Origin of the sequence: Cohnella xylanilytica, assembly GCF_014212175.1 — a bacterium.
Taxonomy (GTDB): Bacteria; Bacillota; Bacilli; order Paenibacillales; family Paenibacillaceae; genus Cohnella; species Cohnella xylanilytica.
The window spans coordinates 1-15,497 of record NZ_JACJVR010000072.1; the positions used below are offsets into that span (position 1 = coordinate 1).

The 15,497-nt window shown below is 60.7% G+C and carries 12 protein-coding genes, 15 tRNA genes and 1 rRNA gene; 25 read left to right on the top strand and 3 right to left on the bottom strand.

Going from position 1 to position 15,497, the window contains the following annotated elements:
- Nucleotides 1-249: 249 nt before the first annotated feature.
- From rrf to H7B90_RS18415, 17 genes are all read left to right on the top strand, one after another.
- Nucleotides 250-366, top strand: a 5S ribosomal RNA gene (gene rrf / locus H7B90_RS18335).
- Nucleotides 367-387: 21 nt separating this feature from the next.
- Nucleotides 388-463: transfer RNA gene (locus H7B90_RS18340), tRNA-Asn, on the top strand.
- 4 nt (nt 464-467) lie between these two features.
- A tRNA-Ser gene (locus tag H7B90_RS18345) sits at nt 468-560 on the top strand.
- Nucleotides 561-564: 4 nt separating this feature from the next.
- A tRNA-Glu gene (locus H7B90_RS18350) sits at nt 565-639 on the top strand.
- 115 nt (nt 640-754) lie between these two features.
- Nucleotides 755-831: transfer RNA gene (locus H7B90_RS18355), tRNA-Met, on the top strand.
- Between the two features lie 38 nt (nt 832-869).
- Nucleotides 870-946: transfer RNA gene (locus H7B90_RS18360), tRNA-Asp, on the top strand.
- 17 nt (nt 947-963) lie between these two features.
- A tRNA-Phe gene (locus H7B90_RS18365) sits at nt 964-1,039 on the top strand.
- Nucleotides 1,040-1,061: 22 nt separating this feature from the next.
- Nucleotides 1,062-1,137 (top strand) — tRNA-Thr (locus H7B90_RS18370).
- A 16-nt stretch (nt 1,138-1,153) separates the two neighbouring features.
- Nucleotides 1,154-1,237 (top strand) — tRNA-Tyr (locus H7B90_RS18375).
- Nucleotides 1,238-1,250: 13 nt separating this feature from the next.
- Nucleotides 1,251-1,324, top strand: a tRNA-Trp gene (locus H7B90_RS18380).
- A 14-nt stretch (nt 1,325-1,338) separates the two neighbouring features.
- Nucleotides 1,339-1,414: transfer RNA gene (locus H7B90_RS18385), tRNA-His, on the top strand.
- Nucleotides 1,415-1,434: 20 nt separating this feature from the next.
- Nucleotides 1,435-1,509: transfer RNA gene (locus tag H7B90_RS18390), tRNA-Gln, on the top strand.
- 4 nt (nt 1,510-1,513) lie between these two features.
- Nucleotides 1,514-1,588 (top strand) — tRNA-Gly (locus H7B90_RS18395).
- A gap of 12 nt (nt 1,589-1,600) precedes the next feature.
- Nucleotides 1,601-1,674: transfer RNA gene (locus tag H7B90_RS18400), tRNA-Cys, on the top strand.
- Between the two features lie 15 nt (nt 1,675-1,689).
- A tRNA-Arg gene (locus tag H7B90_RS18405) sits at nt 1,690-1,766 on the top strand.
- Nucleotides 1,767-1,773: 7 nt separating this feature from the next.
- Nucleotides 1,774-1,859: transfer RNA gene (locus tag H7B90_RS18410), tRNA-Leu, on the top strand.
- 73 nt (nt 1,860-1,932) lie between these two features.
- The gene (locus H7B90_RS18415) at nt 1,933-2,382 is read left to right on the top strand and encodes an MEKHLA domain-containing protein (protein ID WP_246578869.1); all 450 of its coding nucleotides are present in this window, start codon (nt 1,933-1,935) and stop codon (nt 2,380-2,382) included.
- Here the strand turns inward: H7B90_RS18415 and H7B90_RS18420 are convergent.
- Nucleotides 2,360-3,415, bottom strand: coding sequence for an anthranilate phosphoribosyltransferase (locus H7B90_RS18420; protein WP_185137351.1), 1,056 nt, complete (start codon nt 3,413-3,415; stop codon nt 2,360-2,362). The two genes, H7B90_RS18415 and H7B90_RS18420, sit on opposite strands and share 23 nt — an antisense overlap.
- A complete protein-coding gene (locus tag H7B90_RS18425; protein WP_185137352.1) occupies nt 3,412-4,044 on the bottom strand; it encodes an ANTAR domain-containing response regulator in 633 nt (210 codons plus the stop codon). The genes H7B90_RS18420 and H7B90_RS18425 overlap by 4 nt, the downstream gene beginning before the upstream one ends.
- A gap of 312 nt (nt 4,045-4,356) precedes the next feature.
- Between H7B90_RS18425 and nirB the strand changes: the two genes are divergently transcribed.
- Genes nirB through cobA form a run of 4 tightly spaced genes read left to right on the top strand, consistent with a single transcriptional unit; the run spans nt 4,357 to nt 8,758 of the window.
- Nucleotides 4,357-6,792 carry a nitrite reductase large subunit NirB gene (gene nirB / locus H7B90_RS18430; protein ID WP_185137353.1) on the top strand — a complete coding sequence of 812 codons (2,436 nt, stop codon included), beginning with the start codon at nt 4,357-4,359 and terminating at the stop codon, nt 6,790-6,792.
- A 30-nt stretch (nt 6,793-6,822) separates the two neighbouring features.
- Nucleotides 6,823-7,140 carry a nitrite reductase small subunit NirD gene (gene nirD / locus H7B90_RS18435; protein WP_185137354.1) on the top strand — a complete coding sequence of 106 codons (318 nt, stop codon included), beginning with the start codon at nt 6,823-6,825 and terminating at the stop codon, nt 7,138-7,140.
- Between the two features lie 5 nt (nt 7,141-7,145).
- Nucleotides 7,146-7,994, top strand: coding sequence for a formate/nitrite transporter family protein (locus tag H7B90_RS18440; RefSeq protein ID WP_185137355.1), 849 nt, complete (start codon nt 7,146-7,148; stop codon nt 7,992-7,994).
- A complete protein-coding gene (gene cobA / locus H7B90_RS18445) occupies nt 7,991-8,758 on the top strand; it encodes a uroporphyrinogen-III C-methyltransferase (RefSeq protein WP_185137356.1) in 768 nt (255 codons plus the stop codon). Before H7B90_RS18440 ends, cobA begins: the two co-directional genes overlap by 4 nt.
- Here cobA and H7B90_RS18450 read toward each other — a convergent pair.
- Nucleotides 8,755-8,949, bottom strand: coding sequence for a DUF2188 domain-containing protein (locus H7B90_RS18450; protein ID WP_185137357.1), 195 nt, complete (start codon nt 8,947-8,949; stop codon nt 8,755-8,757). The two genes, cobA and H7B90_RS18450, sit on opposite strands and share 4 nt — an antisense overlap.
- Nucleotides 8,950-9,213: 264 nt before the next feature.
- Here H7B90_RS18450 and H7B90_RS18455 point away from each other — a divergent pair, with 264 nt between their 5' ends.
- From H7B90_RS18455 to H7B90_RS18470, 4 genes are all read left to right on the top strand, one after another.
- Nucleotides 9,214-11,463, top strand: coding sequence for a rhamnogalacturonan lyase (locus H7B90_RS18455; protein WP_185137358.1), 2,250 nt, complete (start codon nt 9,214-9,216; stop codon nt 11,461-11,463).
- A 317-nt stretch (nt 11,464-11,780) separates the two neighbouring features.
- Nucleotides 11,781-12,758, top strand: a complete 978-nt coding sequence (locus H7B90_RS18460) for an ABC transporter permease (RefSeq protein WP_185137359.1) — start codon at nt 11,781-11,783, stop codon at nt 12,756-12,758.
- 29 nt (nt 12,759-12,787) lie between these two features.
- Entirely contained in the window at nt 12,788-13,672 is an 885-nt protein-coding gene (locus H7B90_RS18465; protein ID WP_185137360.1) for a carbohydrate ABC transporter permease, read from the top strand.
- Nucleotides 13,673-13,756: 84 nt separating this feature from the next.
- A complete protein-coding gene (locus tag H7B90_RS18470; RefSeq protein WP_185137361.1) occupies nt 13,757-15,349 on the top strand; it encodes an extracellular solute-binding protein in 1,593 nt (530 codons plus the stop codon).
- Nucleotides 15,350-15,497: the final 148 nt, after the last annotated feature.

A 15,497-nucleotide genomic window follows, 5' to 3' on the forward strand; every position in this document is an offset into this window, starting at 1 on the left:
AAGCGCGGCAACGCGTGGAGCTGACGAGTACTAATCGGTCGAGGGCTTATCCAAATAGGCCTACACAGGTAGATGATTCTAAGCGCATAAACGTTTCGTATCCGGTTATCAAGGCGCAAGCAGCAACCGTACCTTAGCGACGATCGTCGCGGTCGGTTGTCGGCAAGCCTTGATGAATAGTGGTAGAAATTACCGCTGTACAAAGCCGCGAAAACATGGTAACATGTCATTCGCTGCTGAAAAATCCGGTCCGGTGATGATGGCAGAGGGGTTCCACGCGTTCCCATCTCGAACACGACCGTTAAGCCCTCTAACGCCGATGGTACTTGGACCGCAGGGTCCTGGGAGAGTAGGAAGTTGCCGGGCCGGCAACACAATCTTATACATTCCCCGATAGCTCAGTCGGTAGAGCACTCGACTGTTAATCGAGTTGTCACAGGTTCGAGTCCTGTTCGGGGAGCCATTCTGGAGAGATGTCCGAGTTTGGTCGAAGGAGCACGATTGGAAATCGTGTAGGCGTCACAAGCGTCTCGAGGGTTCGAATCCCTCTCTCTCCGCCAGCATGGCCCGTTGGTCAAGGGGTTAAGACACCTCCCTTTCACGGAGGTAACAGGGGTTCGAATCCCCTACGGGTCACCACTTTCAATCTCAACCCGAAAAAAAGATCTTGAAAAAGATAAAAAAGGGTTGCAAACGAGTAGGCGTTTGGTGTATGATATTAAACGTCGCACTCGAGGAAATGCTTGATCAACGACGCGGGGTGGAGCAGCCCGGTAGCTCGTCGGGCTCATAACCCGAAGGCCGCAGGTTCAAATCCTGCCCCCGCAACCAAATGATCTACCTTCGGACTTACGATCCGAGAATGATGTGGAGCCGTGGTGTAGAGGCCTAACATGCCTGCCTGTCACGCAGGAGACCGCGGGTTCGAATCCCGTCGGCTCCGCCATTCAAACCTTAAACCTCGGCTCGGTAGCTCAGTTGGTAGAGCAGAGGACTGAAAATCCTCGTGTCGGCGGTTCGATTCCGTCCCGAGCCACCATCAAGACATGGAATGCGAACGCGCCGGTGTAGCTCAACTGGTAGAGCAACTGACTTGTAATCAGTAGGTTGGGGGTTCAAGTCCTCTCGCCGGCACCATTGTAGGGACTGCTTTGGAGGGTTAGCGAAGTGGCCAAACGCGGGAGACTGTAAATCTCTTCCTTCGGGTTCGGTGGTTCGAATCCATCACCCTCCACCATTTTACCTTACTTAGGGGCATAGTTTAAAGGTAGAACAGCGGTCTCCAAAACCGTTAGTGTGGGTTCAATTCCTGCTGCCCCTGCCAAACAGAATAGCGTGGCGGTCGTGGCGAAGGGGTTAACGCACCGGATTGTGGCTCCGGCATTCGTGGGTTCAAGTCCCATCGATCGCCCCATCTACTCTAAAACTTCATATTGGGGCTTAGCCAAGCGGTAAGGCAACGGACTTTGACTCCGTCATTCCAAGGTTCGAATCCTTGAGCCCCAGCCAACATGCGGAAATAGCTCAGTGGTAGAGCATCTCGTTGCCAACGAGAAGGTCGCGGGTTCGAATCCCGTTTTCCGCTCCATCTTCTTTATACGGCGCCATAGCCAAGTGGTAAGGCAGAGCTCTGCAAAAGCTTTACCCCCAGTTCGAGTCTGGGTGGCGCCTCCATCAACTTCATATCGCGCGCCCTTAGCTCAGCTGGATAGAGCGTTAGACTACGAATCTAAAGGCCAGGAGTTCGAATCTCTTAGGGCGCGCCATTTATTTGCTGGTGTGGCGGAATGGCAGACGCGGCGGACTCAAAATCCGCTTCCGGCGACGGAGTGGGGGTTCAAGTCCCTTCACCAGCACCAAGACTCGACGATGAAGCTCTTAGGATCGACAGCCGATCATAAGGGTTTTTTTATTTTATCCGGAGGTGCTTCCGTGGATCGACGCGAGATGGACGTACATATCAGAAGGCTGCTCGACAGCTATAGGAGATGGACCGGGGAGGAGCTCGCTCCGGAGCTTGCGGGGAGAGATCCGGCCGCGGAGATAAACGAAGCGCCGTTCGCCCTGCTCTCTCACGGAACCGAGGAGGATCCGATCCTGAATTACGGCAACCGAACGGCGCTTCGACTATGGGAGATGGATTGGGACTCGTTCACCTCGACCCCGTCCCGTCTGACGGCCGAGCCGCTCGCGAGGGAAGAACGGGAGAGGTTCATGGACGACGTGCGGATTCGCGGGTATTCGGACGGCTATTCGGGCGTTCGCGTCTCGCGGACGGGACGGCGCTTCCGAATCGAGCAGGCCGTCGTCTGGAACGTGACGGACGAAGATGGCCGCTACATCGGACAGGCCGCTTCGTTCAGGAAGTGGACGGACTTATGACGGACGCGGGCTGAGACTCCTCCAGAGCGGCCTTCCACTTGCCGTAGGCGGCGAGGGCCGCTCCGTTGTCGATAAGGGCTTTGCACGTATACAGCCCTTCCTCCAGGGATCCGACGCGCTCCGCAAGCTGCAGTCTGGCCGCTCCGTTAAGCAGGACGAGGTTCGTGTAGGCGAGCTCGGCTTCGCCCTTCAAGACGCTCTCCGTCGTCAGGAGCTGCTCCTCGGGCGTCCAGGTCTTCTCCGGGAGCGGAGCCTCCAGGCCGTACGTCTCCGGGTCGATGACCTGGAGCTGGAATTCCCCGTTCTCCACGACATATACGCGGGTCGGACGGTCGACGAACAGATCCTCCGAGCCCTCGGCCCCTTGCACGATCAACGCCTTGCGGTAGCCGAGCTTGACGAGAAGCCGGGCGAGGCGGTCGAACACGGTGTTGTGATAGACGCCGAAGGCCAGGTACGGAGACCGTCCGTAATCGATCAGCTTCTCCGCCGTGTTGAGCACGGTGCGCATCCCGAGCTCTTCCCGAATCGGGCGCAGCTTGCGCAGAGGCGGGCACCACTCCTCCGAAGACGCGTACAGGACGCCCGACCGCTCGGCCGCCTGCAAGCTTCTCTCGCGCGTCAGAGAAGCGGGGTCGATACCTGCCGCCCGGATGACGTCCTGGAGCGTCATGCCCCACTTGGGAGGCAGAGAAGCGGAGCCGTGCAGCGTCACCGGCAGACCCGCGGAGGCGAGCACGAACGACGCGGCGAACGTGGCCATGAACGACGTCTTGCGGCCGTCGTACGGTCCCGCGCAATCGAGCCCGTACCGAGGCTCGGAACGAACGGCGTATTTTCGACAGACGTGCACGAACGCTTCCAGCTCTTCGACGCTCTCCAGCTTGATTCGTTCGGCGATGAAGAACGCCCCGATCTGGGCAGGAGTCGCCTTCGATGTCAGGATGGCTTCCGCCGCCTCCAACGCTTCCTCATAACTTAAATCGCGGGCGCCGCGCTTGCCCCGGGCCACTTCCTTCAGCAGGTTGATCATCGTCTCGCGCCCCCTTTTCGCTCGCTTTTCTCGCTCTGGATCAATTGGTACACATTCACGATCGACGTCGCGACGTCGACGAGCCGCTTCCTCTCGTTCATCGCCTGCTTGCGGAGCAGGTCGTACGCTTCCGACTCCGTGATGTTCTTGATCTCGCAGAGGATTCCCTTGGCCATGTCGATCCACTTGCGCTCCTCGATCTTCGAGAGCAGCTGCTTGCGCTCCAGATGCCATTGCTGCCGCTCGAAGCATTGCTTGGCTCCGAAGTGAAGCGCCCAATGGATCTCCGTCGGCTTCATCGAAGGCGTCAGCACGCCGTCGACCATCACGTTGTCCTCGCAGGCGTCGACGGACAGAGTCGCGGTCGCCTCGCTGCACCACCAGAGCAAGGGCACTACCTTCATTCGAAGCAGCAGCGTTCCCCATGCCTGAATGTCGGATACCGGCAGATGCAGCACCGCCCCGTCGGCATCCGGAAGGAGCTTGCGGCACGACTCTTCATTATGAGCGTTCGTGACGGCATATCCGCAAGCGCGGAGAACGTGCTCGGGGAGAAGCATCTTTGAAGCGGTGGCCGACTTCCGATCCGATGCCGTCGCTTGGTTATGAATAACCAACAAAGAACGCATAGCGCCTCTCCTCTCTTTATTGTCGTTCAAGACCCCATAATTCGAAGAAAAAGATACTGACGTTAATTTATATAACACAAAAAAGCCGCCTGTGTCGAGGTTGTTTCGGTTATATTTTTGTTGTGTTATATATATTGACAAAAGGGGAAGGCTGTTATATAGTTTCCTTAATAAATTCATGAATACAACGATGTATTCAGATGAAGCGGCAACGAAGCCTGCTCTCGCTCGACATGGGTTCTCTTTTACCCATGGGGCGAAGCAGGCTTTTTTGGTCTCAACGAACGATTAACGACGAGAGGGGTAACGCATATGGCGGAAGCAAAAAAGCTGGTGTTAATCGGGAACGGGATGGCAGGGGTACGGGCCATCGAGCATCTGATCAAGCTGGCCCCCGGGGCTTACGAGATCACGATTTTCGGAGCGGAACCGCATCCTAACTATAACCGCATCATGCTGTCCTCCGTCTTGGCGGGCGGCGCCGATATGAAGGATATCGTCATCAACGATTGGGACTGGTACAAGGAGAACAACATCCGCCTGCACGCGGGCCATACGGTGACGAAGATCGATACGAAGGCCCGCAAGGTCGTCTCCCACCTCGGCGTCGAAGCGGAATACGACGCGCTCGTGCTGGCGACGGGCTCCAACCCGTTCATGCTTCCTCTGCCGGGCGCGGACAAGGAAGGCGTCATCGGCTTCCGCGACATCAAGGACACCGAGATCATGCAGGAGACGGCGAAGACCTATAAGAAGGCGATCGTTATCGGCGGCGGCCTGCTCGGGCTGGAAGCCGCTCGCGGCTTGCTGAACCTGGGGATGGACGTGTCCGTCGTCCACAACCAGCCGTACCTGATGAACCGGCAGCTGGACGAGACGGCATCCGCGATGCTGAAGAAGGAGCTCGAAGCGCAAGGCATGAAGTTCCTTCTCCGCAAGTATTCGGAATCGATCTACGGCAAGAAGCGGGTGAAGGGGCTGCGGTTCTCCGACGGCACCGAAGCGGAAGCCGATCTGATCGTCATGGCGGTCGGCATTCTTCCGAACGTCGGGCTGGCCAAATCGTCCGGAATCGAAGTCAACCGGGGAGTCGTCGTGAACGACTTCATGGAGACGAACGTTCCCGGCATCTATGCGGTAGGAGAATGCGCGGAGCACCGGGGCATCGCCTACGGCCTGGTGGCTCCTCTGTACGAGCAAGGCGCCGTTCTGGCGAAGAGGCTCGCGGGAGTCGCGACGGAAGGCTACGCGGGATCGGTCACTTCCACCAAGCTGAAGGTGTCGGGCGTCGACGTGTTCTCCGCGGGGCAATACCTGGACTCGGACGATACGCGTTCGCTGCGTTATCAGGACGAAGTCGACGGCGTCTATAAGAAAATCGTGCTGAAGGACGACAAGCTCGTCGGGGCCGTTCTCTTCGGCGATACGGGAGACGGGGCGTCGCTGTTCTCGATCATCAAGAAGGGCGAATCGGTCAAGGGCAAGGAGAAGGAGCTGCTGCTCGGCTTCTCGGCCTCTCCGTCGGGAGGCTCTTCTCCGCTCGCCCGGCTGGAGAGCATGGCCGACGACGAGATCATCTGCGGCTGCAACGGCGTCTCCAAGGGAACGATCGCGGACGCGATCAAGACGAAGGGCTGCAGCAGCGTCTCCGAGATCAAAGCCTGCACGAAGGCTTCCGCTTCCTGCGGCGGCTGCAAATCGCAAGTCGAAGGCCTGCTCCAGATCTACGCCGGCGACGCCGCCGTCTCGGTCAAGGAAGGCATCTGCGGCTGCACGACGCTGAATCGCGACGAGATCGTCGCCGAGATCAAGCGGATGGAGCTCAAGACGATCAAGGAAGTCATGCACGTGCTCGATTGGAAAAACACCGAGGGCTGCTCGAAGTGCCGGCCTTCTCTCAATTATTACCTCGGCATGCTGTGGCCGACGGAATACAAGGACGAGAAGGAATCGCGCTTCACGAACGAGAGATATCACGCGAACATTCAGAAGGACGGCACGTATTCCGTCGTTCCCCGCATCTACGGCGGCGTAACGTCTCCGGCGGAGCTGAAGAAGATCGCGGAGGTCGCGGAGAAGTTCGACGTGCCGATGGTCAAGTTCACCGGCGGTCAGCGCCTCGACTTGCTCGGCGTCAAGAAGGAAGACCTTCCGAAGATGTGGGAAGAGCTCGACATGCCGTCGGGTCACGCGTACGGGAAGATGCTCCGGACGGTGAAGACTTGCGTAGGCAACACGTTCTGCCGCTTCGGCACGCAGGACTCGATCGCGATGGGCATCCGGCTCGAGAAGGAATTCGAACGGCTGAACGCTCCCGCGAAGGTGAAGCTGGCCGTCTCGGGATGCCCGCGGAACTGCGCGGAAGCGACGATCAAGGACTTCGGCGTCGTCGCGATCGACGGCGGCTGGGAGCTCCATATTGGCGGGAACGGAGGCGTTCATATCCGAGCGACCGACCTGCTCTGCGTCGTGAAGACGGAGGACGAAGTGGTCGAATGGGCATCGGCGTTCCTCCAGCTGTACCGCGAGCAAGCGCAATGGAACGAGAGAACGTCCACCTGGGTGGAGAGAGTCGGACTCGATTACGTGAAGCAAGCGCTGGAGAAGCGGGAAGACCGCCTTGCGCTGATGGAGAGAATCCGGACGGCTCTCGACCAGACGGTCGATCCGTGGAAGGAGATCATCGCCAACAAGGAGCTGCGCAAGAACTTCGAGGCGCTGAACCCGGTTCAAGCCGTACAGAGCTGAAGAGAGAGATAGAGAGAGGAGACGAACCCCATGACCAAAGTGCTAATCGGAAATATCGCGGACATCGACGCCAAGGGCTCTCGTACGTTCCGTCTGGACGATACGGAGATCGCCGTCTTCCGTCTCTCGGACGGAGACGTGAAGGCGGTGGAGAACCGTTGTCCTCACAAGGGCGGCAAATTGTCCGAAGGAATGGTGTGCGGCCAGGTCGTCCACTGCCCTCTTCACGATTGGAAGATCGACCTGAAGAGCGGCAAGGTGCACGAGCCGGACGACGGCTGCGTCACGACGTTCGAGACCGAAGTCGACCGCGCCAACGGATCCATATACATCAACATTAGGGGGTGAGCTCGATGGATTACGTGAAGCCGAATCAAGTGTTGGACGCCATGATCGAGACGGGAACGGCCAAAGCGAACTTGAGCGCGTCGCAACTGATCGTCCGGGGATTCCTCGGAGGAGCGATTCTGGCTTGCGCGACCACGCTCGCCTTCACGGCGGTCGCACAGACGAAGATCGGCATGGCGGGAGCGTTGATTTTCCCCGTCGGGTTCGTCATGATCGTCCTGCTCGGGCTGGAGCTGGTCACCGGCAGCTTCGCCCTCATTCCCTTATCCGTTCTGCAGAAGAGAACGACGGTCGCCCGGATGCTCGCCAACTACGGCTGGGTGATCGCCGGTCACCTGATCGGCTGCTTCGTCTACGCGGTCCTCTACGATCTGACGGCGACGAAGATGGGCACGGACATGACCGCATCTCTAACGCAGACGCTGATCCAGACGAGCGAAGCGAAGACGATCGCCTACAAGCATCTGGGTGCGGACGGATGGCTTCTCGTCGTGATCAAGGCGATTCTGTGCAACTGGATGGTCACGCTCGGCGTCGTCATGGCGATGACCTCCACGTCCACGATCGGCAAGATCGTCGCCATGTGGCTGCCGGTGCTGACCTTCTTCGGCCAAGGCTTCGAGCATGCCGTCGTCAATATGTTCGTCATTCCGGCCGGCATGATGCTCGGCGCCGACGTCAGCTTCGGAGATTGGTGGCTGTGGAACCAGATCCCGGTTCTGATCGGCAACTTCATCGGAGGTTCGGTTCTGACGGGGCTGTTGTTCTATCTGTCGCAAAAAGGGATCAAGCTTCTGCCGGGCCGTCCGGCGCCGCGCCTCGATCCGGCGGTATCCGCGGAGAAGAGCGCATGAGGCCGGGCGAGGTGTTCATCGTCGGGGCCGGACCCGGCGACCCGGAGCTGATCACGCTGAAGGCGCTCCGGCGAATCCGGGAGGCGGACGTCATTCTGTACGACCGGCTCGCGAACGAGGAGCTTCTGCAGTACGCGAAGCCGGAAGCGGAGCTGGTCTACTGCGGCAAGGCGCCTGGCGCGCATTCGATGCCGCAGAAGCAGATCAACCGGAAGCTGGCGGCTTATGCGCTCGAAGGGAAGACGGTCGTCCGGCTCAAGGGCGGCGACCCGTTCATCTTCGGCCGCGGCGGGGAGGAGGCGCTCGAGCTGGCGGCGCAGGGCATTCCGTGCGAGGTGATCCCGGGCGTCACGTCCGCCGTCGGGGCGGCGGCTTCGGCGGGAATTCCGCTGACGCACCGGGGGCTGAGCGCGTCCGTCGCCTTCGTGACGGGCAAGCGGTGCCAGGACAGCGAAGCCCCGCCCCGCTGGGATCTGCTCGCTCAAGCCGTCGACACGCTCGTCATCTACATGGGCGTCGGCAAGCTGGCGGAGATTCGCGCGGAGCTGCTCCGGCACGGCAAGCTTGACTCGACCCCCGTCGCGCTGATCGAGCGCGGAACGACGGCCAGCCAGCGCGTCGTCACCGGCACGCTGGCCAACATCCATAAGCTCGCCGAATCGACGAAGGTCACGAACCCGGCCCTCATCGTCGTCGGCGAAGTGGCCCGCGTCCGGGAGCAGCTGCTGGCTCTCGAGGCGGAGGCGGATTTAAGGATCGGCTAATGGCCCTTTTTCCGAATCTGCTTGCGGCGGTCTTCGCCCCACTCCTTGGCCTTCGCCGTAGCGATAGCGATGGCCCGGCCTTCGTCGTAGCCCTCCTCGAGCAGGGCGTTGGCGATCTCGATCGCCTTGTTGCGGATCGGGGCCATGAAGTTCTGAAGCGACGGCGGGTAATCGTCGGGAGTCCAAGGCATGACTGTTCACCTCTCTCGCGGATGACCGCGTGTCCTACTTATGATTTCCCCGAACGGCGAATAGCGAAACAACACAATCGAACCGAAGCGGCCCGATGGCGGGCGCTTCGGTTTTTTTTGGCGTACGGCGGAAAAGTGCGAACGCGTCCATAATAGTCCAATCGCGGCAGGCGCTCCGGTCCGGCGGGTCGCAAAAAAGTCCGATTGCCGGCAAGCGAGGCCCGGGCTAAGCTGATCCCAAGACCGGCGAGGAGGGAATATCGAATGAAGGATCGGGAGGAGGTCGACTGGATGCCGGACGCTTGTCGGGAAGGGATACGGCTGGAGCGGTTGGATCGAGGGCTCGTGGCCGCGTCGACGCCGGAGGGCGTGTTCCTAAGCTGGCGGCTGCTGCGCCGGGAGGCGACCGGTTATTCGGACCGGGGATTGACCGGGGCGGACTTCCATCTCTACCGCGACGGGCGGAGGATCGCGACGGTCCGGGACAGCACGAATTACCTGGATCGCGACGGAGGCTCGGAGTCCGTCTACGAGGTGCGGGCGGTCGTCGGCGGCCGGGAAGCGGACCGAAGCCGGGAAGCGAAGCCTTGGGCGGGTCCGTACTGCGAGCTGCCGCTAAAGAAGCCGGAAGGAGGAGCGACGCCCGCGGGCGAGGCGTATACGTATTCGGCCAACGACATGAGCGTCGGGGATGCGGACGGCGACGGGCAATACGAGTTCTTCGTCAAGTGGGACCCGTCGAATTCCAAGGACGTGTCGCACTCCGGCTATACCGGGCCGGTCTATGTCGACTGCTACCGGCTGGACGGCACGTTGCTGTACCGGATCGACTTGGGGCCGAACATCCGGGCGGGAGCGCACTACACGCAGTTCCTCGTCTACGACTTCGACGGGGACGGCAAGGCGGAATTAATGATGAAGACGGCTCCGGGGACGAGAACGATCCGGTACGACGCCGAGGGGCGGCCCGTCTCCGAAGCATCGATCACGATGCTTCCGGAGGATACGGCGTCCGGATACGGCCATCGGGACGATTATCGGATGAGCGCCGCCGATTACCGCGAGCACGTCGTGAATCTGTTCATGAGCTGGCATGAGCATGAGGAAGTCAAGGCGGGCCGCTGGCCCTCCAGCCTGGAGGAATGCTTCGGAATCGCCAGGCGCTTCGGCTATCCGCTGGATCGCGAGGACGCGGAGCGGTTGGCCGATTTTTTTCTCGACGAATACGCCCCGTCCCGAAGCGAGCGCAACCGGCTAAGGGAGTTCGAAGGCTTCGTTCTGAAGGGGCCGGAATACCTCACCGTATTCGCGGGCGAGACGGGGGAGGAGCTGGAGACGATTCGCTACAAGCCGGGCCGGCACGACGACGGGCTGATGTGGGGCGACTACTCGTGGAACCGGATCGAGCCGGGCAACCGGGCGGACCGCTTCCTGGCGGGCGTGGCGTACCTGGACGGCCGGAAGCCGTACGCGATCTTCGCCCGCGGTTATTATACCCGGGCGGCGGTCGTCGCTTACGAGTGGGACGGGAAGCGGCTTCGGGAGCATTGGGACGCGGACAGCGGCTGGGTCCCGATGGACAATCCGTTCGGCGACACGCTGCGTCGCAGGGACGGGACGAGCGAGACCCACGGCAGCCTGGCGGGACAGGGCGCGCATTCGCTCAGCGTGGCGGACGTGGACGGAGACGGCTGCCACGAGATCGTCTACGGCGCGGCGACGATCGACCACGACGGCGCGATGCTGTACAGCTCGCGGGCGGAGATGCCCGCGGAGAGCGCGGCTCCGGGGACGGTCGCCAAGCTCGGCCACGGCGATGCCCTTCACGTCGCGGACATCGATCCCGACCGGCCGGGGCTGGAGATCTTCATGGTCCACGAGAGCGGCGTCTGGGGACCGTACGGGTATACGCTTCGCGACGCGGCGACCGGCGAGGTGCTGTTCGGCGGCTTCGCCCGCGAGGACGTCGGCCGCGGCATGGTCGGCCAGGTCGATCCGCGGTACCGGGGGCTGCAGGTATGGTCGAGCGAGGACATCTATAGCCGGGAGACGGGGGGCCTGCTGACGGCGAAAGGGGAGCGGATCGACGGGAAGGCTCCCGGCACGAATATGAGCATCAAGTGGGCAGCCGACATGACGACGCAGATCGTAAGCGGGTCCTTCGACGACGACGTCGTCATCGAGGATTGGCGGCGCGGCCGGCTGCTGACCGCGGCGGGGGCGCGCTCCAACAACGGCACGAAGGGCAATCCGTGCTTGGTAGCCGACGTCTTCGGCGATTGGCGGGAGGAGCTGCTCGTCCGGAACGCGGACAGCACGGCGATCCGGATCTACCTCAGCACCAAGGTGACCGACCGCAAGCTGTACACGCTTATGCACGATCCGCAGTACCGCGTCGGCGTCGCCTGGCAGAACGTCGTCTACAATCAGCCGTGCTACACGAGCTTCTACTTCGCCTCGGATATCGATTGGTCGAAGGTGCCGCTTCAGGCGGAAGAGGGGAATCGCCGTTAAGCCGGTTCGAGCGGCGGATTCCGGAGGTTTATCCTTATCCGGCTCCGTTAGCACTTTCTTGCTCGGAGGCTTGGAAGCCAGGCGCGGCGCGGCCTCTCGGGCTCGAGCAAAAATGTCCAATTGGCTGTAAAAGCGAGGGCGGTCATAATGGGCAACAAGGACGGCTCGAACCGGAACCCGCTCAGGCCGTCTCGAACTCTTGCCGGCTCAGGCTACCGAATTCGCTCAACCCGCCCGAACCGGCGGACACGCAGCAAGCGGACGCCGCACCGACCGATGCTTCGCGCGCCGTTCGAATCTTATGGAGGTGACGCAACATGAAGCTCAGAGCCGAGCCGAACCGCGGGGCCGGTTCCGCCCTGGCGGCCGCTTCGATTCCCTCGGCGAGGAGAACGAGCCTCGCGGCCAAGCTGCGGAAGGACAAGTGGATCTACCTTCTGCTCGCTCCGGGCCTGCTGTATTTTCTAATCTTCAAATACGTGCCCATGTGGGGCATCCTGCTCGCGTTCCAGGATTATCAGCCGTTCCTCGGCTTCTGGAAGAGCGAGTGGGTCGGCTTCGATCACTTCAAGGTGTTCTTCGATAATCCGGAATTCTTCATGCTGCTGCGCAACACGCTGACGCTCTCGTTCTACAACCTGATCTTCTTTTTCCCGATGCCGATCGTCCTGGCGCTTCTCCTGAACGAAGTGCGCCGCGCCTTCTTCAAGCGAACGATTCAGACGCTCATCTACGTGCCGCACTTCATCTCGATGGTCATCGTGGCCAGCTTGACGTACGTGCTGCTGACGACGCAAGGAGGATTCGTGAACGGCCTGCTGGAACAGTATGCCGGGACGAAGATCGACTTCCTCGCCAGCCCGGAGTGGTTCCGGCCGATGATCGTCGTCCAGACGATCTGGAAGGAGAGCGGGTTCGGAACGATCATCTTCCTGGCGGCGCTGGCCGGCGTCGACGTCGAGCAGTACGAGGCCGCGATCATGGACGGGGCGAACCGTTGGCGCCAAGCGTGGCATATTACGCTGCCGTCCATTCGCAACACGATCGTCATTCTGCTCATTCTGCGGATGGGGGACGTGCTGGACAACGGCTTCGAGCAGATCTATCTCATGCTCAATCCGCTGAACCGCGAGGTCGCGGAAGTGTTCGACACGTACGTCTACATGATGGGCATTACGCAAGGGGCGTTCAGCTACAGCACGGCGGTCGGCTTGTTCAAGGCCGTAGTCGGCGTCATTCTCGTGCTCGGCTCGAACTGGCTGGCCAAGCGCTTCGGCCAGACCGGCATCTACTAACTCGCCGCGCCAGAAGGAGGGCAAGCCCTATGAACAGAAGATACCGCAGCGTCGGCAGCACCGTCTTCGACACGGCTAATTACATCGTCCTCGCGCTCATCGGCTTCGCGGCGATCGCTCCGTTCCTCTACGTCGTCGCCGGCTCGTTCGCCAGCGATACCGAGCTTACGAGGCGTTCGTTCTTCCTCATTCCTCATTCGTTCTCGACGATGGCGTACAAGTATATTTTCTCGACGGACACGATCATGAAGAGCATCGGCAATTCGCTGTACATCACGGTCGCGGGGACCGCGGTCAACCTGCTCTTCACCGTCACGATGGCGTACGGGCTGTCCAAGCGGGGCATCTACGGGCGCAATGCGATCATGAACCTGATCCTCTTCTCCATGCTGTTCGGCGGGGGGCTGATCCCGACCTATCTGGTCGTTCGCGAGCTTCAGCTGCTGGACACGTACTGGGCGCTTATCCTGCCCGGCGCGATCAGCGCGTTTAACCTGATCATCGTCAAGAACTTCTTCCAGGAGCTCCCGCCGGAGCTCGAGGAAGCCGCCAAGATCGACGGCTGCTCGGATCTCAGCCTGCTGTGGCGCATCGTGCTGCCGCTGTCGATGCCGGTGCTCGCCACGTTCACTCTTTTTTACGCCGTCGGGCATTGGAACAACTTCTTCTCCGCGCTGCTCTATATCAACGATCCGGCCCGGTGGCCGCTTCAGGTCATGCTCCGCCAGATCGTGCTGCTGTCCCAGATGGCGGCCGGCAGCGCCGACAGCGTCGATTACAATTACGTGCAGGAAGCCCAGCAATCGATCAAGATGGCGGTCATCGTCGTCGGCACGCTCCCGATTCTGCTCGTCTATCCGTTCCTCCAGAAGCACTTCGCCAAGGGGGTCTTGATCGGCTCGGTCAAGGGGTGAACGGATTCGCGATACAGCAATGGCCCCACTCGATGGAATGGGACGAACCGGAGTCGCAATCGAAAAAAAAAGGGAGGAACCCAAATGAAAAGAAAGTTGAAAGCTTGGACCATCCTGGCGGCGGGCACCGCGGCTCTCGCGTCCGTGGCGGGCTGCGGAAGCGACGACAACGACAACGGCAGCAACAGCGCGTCCGCTCCGCCTTCGGCCTCGTCCGCCGGCTCGTCCAGCCAAGGGACGTCCGCCGGGAAGCCGCTCGATCTGAGCATCATGCTGCCGATCTTCAAGACGAATTATCCGAAGGACGACGGACCGGTCACGACCGAGATCGAGAAACGCACGAACACGAACATTCATTTCCAATGGGTGCCGAACGCTTCGTACGGGGACAAATTCAACATTACGCTCGCTTCCGGCAAGCTGCCGACGATCATCATGGTGGGCAGCCCCAAGGAGCCGAGCTTCGTCAACGCGGCCCGGTCGGGGGCGTTCTGGGATCTGACCGACTACTTGAAGGATTACAAGTATTTAAGCCAATCGAACGAAGTCATTCTGAACAATTCTTCGATCGACGGCCGCAACTACGGCGTCTACCGCTCGCGCGCCCTCGGACGCAACGGCATCAACTACCGCAAGGACTGGCTGGAAGCGGTCGGCCTGCAGCCGCCGAAGACGATCGTCGACTTCTACAACATGTTGAAAGCGTTTAAGGAGAAGGATCCGGACGGCAACGGCAAGGACGACACGTACGGCATGGTGCTCGTCAAGTGGACCGGAGGCTGGGCGAGCGGCTTCGATACGATCAAGCTGTGGTTCGGGGCGCCGAACAAGTGGGGCGTCGCGGACGGCAAGCTCGTGCCGGAGCACGAGACGCCGGAATATCTGGAAGCGCTCAGGTTCATGAAGAAGCTGTACGACGAAAAGCTGATCAACGAAGACTTCGCCGTCTTCGACAGCGCGAAGTGGAACGATCCGGTCGTCAATAACCAGGCGGGCGTCATCGTCGACGTCACCGACAACGCCGCACGTCTCGACGACAAGATCCGCGCGGCGATGGCCCAGCAAGGCAAGGACGATCCGAATGCGCAATATATGGACAACATGATCGGCGTCGAGGGCGATCACGGCCTGCGCGCGCTGCCGACATCCGGGTTCTCGGGCATGCTGGCCATTCCGAAGTCGACCGTGAAGACCGAGGAAGAGCTGAAGCGGGTACTCGCCTTTATCGATCAATTGAACGATCCGGAGATTCAGACGCTGGCCGGCTACGGCCTCGAAGGCAAGCACTATACGCTGGACGGGGAAGCTATCGTTATCAGCAAAGATACGGCGCTGCTGGAGTCCGAGGTGGAGGGCTTGAACCAGATGGTTCCTTATATCGGGGCCGTGGCCAGCCGGAACGTGAAGCAGACGCCGCTCCGCGAGAAGACGACGCAGATCCAGAAGGAAGCGGAGAAGTACATCGTGGCGAACCCGGCCGAGCCGTTCATCTCGACGGTCTATTCCCAGAAGGGGCAGCAGCTCGACAACATCGTCAACGACGCGCGCATCAAATTCATCGTCGGCCAGACCGACGAAGCCGGCCTGAAGGCCGCCTTCGAGACGTGGAGGAAGTCGGGCGGGGACGATCTGGTGAAGGAGATGAACGAACTGTACGCGGCCGCCGGCAGCAAGTAACAGGCGACGACAAGGCCGTCCGGAGCGAATCCCGGGCGGTCTTGCTGCGGATATTAGCCCCATGGTCGCTTGGCCCGATGCCGCCGGGTGGGGTATGCTTGGAGGTGACGCCATAGCGGTCGAACGATTCTGATCTACGGTTGGTGAG